The organism is Nitrososphaera sp., from assembly GCF_050748925.1.
Taxonomy (GTDB): Archaea; Thermoproteota; Nitrososphaeria; order Nitrososphaerales; family Nitrososphaeraceae; genus Nitrososphaera.
Map to the genome: position 1 here is coordinate 1 of NZ_JBOGQF010000124.1, position 5,084 is coordinate 5,084.

The 5,084-nt window shown below is 56.1% G+C and carries 4 protein-coding genes; 2 read left to right on the forward strand and 2 right to left on the reverse strand.

Features of this window, described 5'->3' with window-relative positions; genetic code table 11:
- Window positions 1–238, forward strand: a 238-nt coding sequence (locus ACREAY_RS09640) for a hypothetical protein (RefSeq protein WP_431755559.1), incomplete at its 5' end; no start/stop codon positions are given.
- A 35-nt stretch (window positions 239–273) separates the two neighbouring features.
- Window positions 274–1,614 (forward strand): threonine synthase, encoded by a 1,341-nt coding sequence (locus tag ACREAY_RS09645; RefSeq protein WP_431755560.1) that lies wholly within the window; start codon window positions 274–276, stop codon window positions 1,612–1,614.
- A 237-nt stretch (window positions 1,615–1,851) separates the two neighbouring features.
- On the opposite strand, the gene ACREAY_RS09650 is transcribed toward ACREAY_RS09645, so the two are convergent.
- On the reverse strand, window positions 1,852–3,228 hold the full coding sequence (locus ACREAY_RS09650; RefSeq protein ID WP_431755561.1) for an anthranilate synthase component I family protein: 1,377 nt from the start codon (window positions 3,226–3,228) through the stop codon (window positions 1,852–1,854).
- Window positions 3,229–3,283: 55 nt separating this feature from the next.
- Complete coding sequence (gene ilvD, locus ACREAY_RS09655) at window positions 3,284–4,963, reverse strand: dihydroxy-acid dehydratase (protein WP_431755562.1); 1,680 nt, start codon at window positions 4,961–4,963, stop codon at window positions 3,284–3,286.
- Window positions 4,964–5,084 lie beyond the last annotated feature (121 nt).

A 5,084-nucleotide genomic window follows, 5' to 3' on the forward strand; every position in this document is an offset into this window, starting at 1 on the left:
CAAGCGCGGTTACAACGTCACGATGAACGAGCAGACGCAAATGTACGCGATGAAACTGCGAAGGCTTTACCAGCAGAGCTACAGCGACATGGACAGCTTTGACGAAGTGAGCTCCGAGATCTCTTCTACCATCAGCAACCTGCTAAAGAACGCAGTCTCGCCGGAGGTCAAGGAAGACGACATGGATGGCGTCATCCAGCAAGTGCTGAAAATGTACGAGAAGGCTGCCAAAAAGTAAAAACACCTAAATAGCAATCTCGGACGCTCTCATGCATGGCAGCCCACGCCGCCAAAAAATGCATAAACCCTGATTGCGGCAAGACCTACGATATCGATAACGACGTTTACCGTTGCACCTGCGGCTCGCTCCTGGACATAAAGTATGCAAAAAGCCCCGGCAAAGACCTGGCTGAAAAGTTCTACCAGAGGCGCAACCACGGAGGCAACATTTACAACGAGTCCGGCGTGTGGCGCTTCAGGGATCTCATCAACTTTGCAGGAATCGACACCGAGGACTTTGACGAGTGCGCCCGCGTTCTCGTTTCGCTGGACGGCTCTGAAGGCAGGCTGTCCAAGCCGTACAAGATGAGCAAGGCGGCAGACTATGCAGGCATGGGCCACGACTCGCTCTTTTTGCAGCCAGAAGGCTACAACCCTTCCGGCTCGTTCAAGGACAACGGCATGTCTACTGCGGTGACGCATGCCAAGATGCTCAAGGTAAAAAAGATAATCTGCGCCTCGACGGGCAACACGTCGGCCTCTGCCGCAATGTATGCAGCAAACGAAGACATTGAATGCGACGTCTATATCCCAAAGGGCGAAATTGCGCCCGGCAAGCTGGGCCAGGCGTTCCAGTTCGGGGCGCAGGTTATCCAGGTGCAGGGCAACTTTGATGACGCGCTTGCTACGTCTTTGAAAAACGCAAAGGAGGGCGGCGGCTATACTGTCAATTCGGTAAACCCCTTCAGGCTCGAAGGCCAAAAGACCATAGTCTACAGGGTAATGGAGCACCTCGACTGGAACCCGCCAGACTGGATAGTCTATCCAGGGGGCGCACTTGGCAACACGTCGAGCTGCGGCAAGGCACTCATCGAGCTGTACGACTGGGGGTGGATAAAGAAGATCCCAAGGATCGCAGTCGTGAACGCAGAGGGCGCAAACACGCTTTACGAGCTGTACAACGGCATGTTTGAAGGCAAAAAGCTTTCATGGAACGGAGGCAGGCCGGACCTTGCGATGGTCGACAGGTACTATGCGCACCTCGACAAGCAGGGCGTCAGGCCCAAGACGCACGCGACGGCCATTCAGATAGGCAGGCCGGCCAACATTGCCAAGGCGCTGCGCGCGCTGGACTTTACAAACGGCGTCGTGGTGCAGGCAAGCGACAAGGACATGAGCGACGGCATGTCGATAGTCGGCCTGAACGGCTTTGACTGCGAGATGGCGTCAGGCGCGGTCCCTGCAGGCATACGCCAGCTGCGCAAGGAAGGTACGATAAAGCGCGACGACGTCGTGGTCGGCATCCTGACAGGGAGGCAGAAGGATCCGGGGCTTGCGGTCGAATATCACATGAATGCAGGCAACATGTTTGCAAGGCCGCCGACAAACCACTAGATTTCTTTTATAACGTTACCATATCACTTGCTACGTTTTAGTATGATGGTATCAATATTATCACTATAGTAACAATTTATAATTATACTACTATTACTATTAACATCAGCACAATACTAATACTATCATTTCTATCATCAATTTTTTGGCCCGCGCCGCCGGCACCCTGCTTTTGGACACGTACAAGCATAGAAGGCATGCAAAAAGGGGCCGCATAGCCAGCCGCAATTGAGCGGATCAGCTGGCGGCCTTTCTAAGGGCAGAAATGATGGCTTTGGCCTTGTGCTCGGTCTCTTCCCATTCCTTTTCAGGGTCGGAATCCATGACGATGCCGGCGCCCGACTGGACGTACGCCTTGCTGCCATCGACAAAGAGCGAGCGTATCGTTATGGCAAAGTCGCATGAGCCGTTGAAGGAAAAGTATCCAAGAGCCCCGGCGTACGGCCCCCTCAGGTCCGGCTCGAGCTCGTCTATTACTTCCATCGCCCGAACCTTTGGAGCGCCCGACACGGTGCCGGCGGGAAACACAGCCCTCAGGGCGTCATACGAATCGTAGGACTTTTTGAGCCTGCCGGTCACGTGCGAAACGATGTGCTGGACGTGGCTGAACCTCTTGACCGTCATCAGCTCGTCGACCGTGACTGTGCCAAATTCGCACACCCTGCCAATGTCGTTTCTGGCAAGGTCGACAAGCATCGTGTGCTCGGCAAGCTCTTTTTCGTCCTTTAGCAGGTCCTGCCGCATCTCCTCGTTCTTGGTCTCGTCTGCCACTATCGGCCTGGTGCCGGCGATTGGAAAGGTCTCGACATAGTCGTCGGTAACCCTGACGAGCATTTCGGGGCTTGAGCCGATTATGCAGCGCCTGCCTGCCTTTAGCAGGTACATGTAGGGCGACGGGTTCACCTCCCGCAATGCCTCGTAGAACCGCAGAAGGTCGCCCTTGACGTCAAACTTCATGCTCTTGGCAAGCACCACCTGAAATACGTCGCCGTCATAGACGTACCTCTTTGCCTTTTTGACCATCCGGACAAAGTGTGGCCTTGTCATATTCCGGCGCGGCTCTGTGTGCGCAAACGGCGATGACTTGCCTGCCTGTGCCAGCTTCTCCTTTATTTCTGGCAGGCGCGACTTGCCTATGTAAAAGTAGTAGGCCTGATTCTCCTTGTGGTTGTACAGTATGCCGTCGGTGTAAATCCCAAATTCCATCATTGGAAAGCCGCTTGCTTTTTTCCTGACTGGAAGGCGCTCCCAAAAGCGCGTGGCGTCATAGCTGATGTACCCTACGGCGCCCCCGATGTACCGGAACCTTTCGTCCTTGACTTGCGGCACCAGCTTTTTCAGCTGCTCCAGTGGCTCCGTCACCTTTTGCTTGCGCGTCCTGCCCTTTCGGTCTGTTACTGAAAACGCTTTGGAATCGCAGACCACGGTGGTGTCAGGGTCAAAGCCGATGACAGACATTTCCGCAAGTTCCTTTGGGCCGACGAGCGACTCTAGTATGAACACCCTGTCATAGGCAGAATACAGTTTCTTGAAAAGGCTGAACTGGTCGTCAGCGGTGGCCAGCTTCTCTATTTTGATGGAGCCGTCCAGTTGCGGCCGGCCAAAAGCTACCACCCTTGTTCATTCTCCCTAGCCTTCTGCTTCTCATGCGCGGTTGCCATTTAAAGCTTTAATCCCTTGGGACGGTAATGGCGCCTTCAGAGGCAGACTGGACAAGCGACGCATACTTGGCCAGCGCCCCGGTCTTGTAGCGGGGCTTTATCGGCTTCCACTTTTTGGCCCGGCGCGCGATCTCGGCCTTTGATACCATCAGGTCGATCTTGCTCGTCGCAGTGTCGATGGCTATCTGGTCGCCTTCCTTGACAAAAGCTATCGGCCCGCCCACCATCGCCTCCGGAGCGACGTGGCCTATCATGAAACCCCTCGTGGCGCCAGAGAACCGGCCGTCAGTCACCATCGCGACTTTTTCGCCGAGGCCCTGGCCCACGATTGCGGCCGTTGTTGCAAGCATCTCGCGCATCCCCGGCCCGCCCTTGGGGCCTTCGTAGCGTATGACTACAATGTCGCCTTCCACTATCTTGCGCTTGGCCACCGCGTCAAACGCGGCCTCTTCGCTGTCAAAGACGCGGGCCTTGCCGACAAATTTCTTGCTCTTGACCCCCGCCACCTTTACCACGGCGCCGTCTGGCGCGAGCGTCCCCTTCAGTATCTTTAGCGTGCCTTCAGAGTTTATCGGCTCGTCAAGGCGCCTAACCACCTTTTCTTTGCCCCGGCTAAGGTCGAACGTCATCGACTGGAGGTTTTCCTTCATCGTCTTGCCAGTCACAGTCATGACGTCGCCGTTGAGCAGGCCCTTTTTCAAGAGCAAGTTCATTATGACCGGCACGCCGCCAATGTTGTCAAGGTCGAGCATGACGTACATGCCGCCTGGCCTCATGTCTGCAATGTGGGGCGTGCGCTTGCGTATCTTTTCAAAGTCAGAAAGGTTCAGTTTCACGCCTGCCTCCCTTGCTATCGCAAGCAGGTGCAGCACCGCGTTGGTAGAGCCTCCGATGGCGTTTGCCATCATTATCGCGTTTTCAAAAGCCTCGTACGTCATTATGTCGCGGGGCCGTATGTTGCTGTCAAGCAGGTGCATTATCGACTTGCCCGTGTTGTAGCATACTTCGTGGCGCCTGTCGCTTTCTGCCGGCGGCGACGCGCTGCCAGGCAGCGACATCCCCAGTGCCTCGCTTATTGACGCCATCGTGTTTGCCGTGTACATGCCTGCGCACGAGCCTGCTGTCGGACAGGCCACGTTCTCCAGGCTTGTCAATTCTTGGAGCGACATCTTGCCGGCGTCGTATGTCCCGACTGCCTCGTAGACGTCCTGGACTGTGACTTGCTTGCCGTTCCAGACGCCCGGCATGATGGTGCCGCCGTAGACGAATATCGAAGGCCGGTTCAGGCGCGCCATCCCCATCAGGGTGCCGGGCAGGCTCTTGTCGCAGCCCGATATTCCCACGATGCCATCGTAGCCGTGCGCCCTGACCATCACTTCGATAGAATCCGCGATTACCTCCCTGCTTACAAGAGACGCCTTCATGCCCTCGTGGCCCATCGCGATGCCGTCAGACACGGCGATGGCAGTAAACTCGCGGGGCGTGCATCCTGATTCAGTCACTCCCCTCTTTGCGCTCTGGGCCAGCTGCCCGAGGTGGATGTTGCACGGGGTCGCCTCATTGCAAGTGGACGAGACGCCGATTATCGGCCTGTTCAGGTCCTCGTCGGTGAGGCCCATGGCCTTGTACATCGCCCTGTGCGGCGCCCTTGCCGTCCCCTCGACAACCCGTCTGCTTGGAAGCTCCATAATGATCTGTGAGGGCTAAGGAGGATATTTTAAGATTCTCGGCTTTGCTCAGTCGAGGGTGGCAGTTACCTTGACCGCGTCGAGACCTTCCACGCGAAAAACAGTCTCGCACATGCCGCAC

Bases quoted from the DNA above. Each gene is read 5' to 3' on its own strand.
- ACREAY_RS09645 (WP_431755560.1), top strand. From the start codon at position 274: ATGGCAGCCCACGCCGCCAAAAAATGCATAAACCCTGATTGCGGCAAG.
- ilvD (WP_431755562.1), bottom strand. From the start codon at position 4,963: ATGGAGCTTCCAAGCAGACGGGTTGTCGAGGGGACGGCAAGGGCGCCG.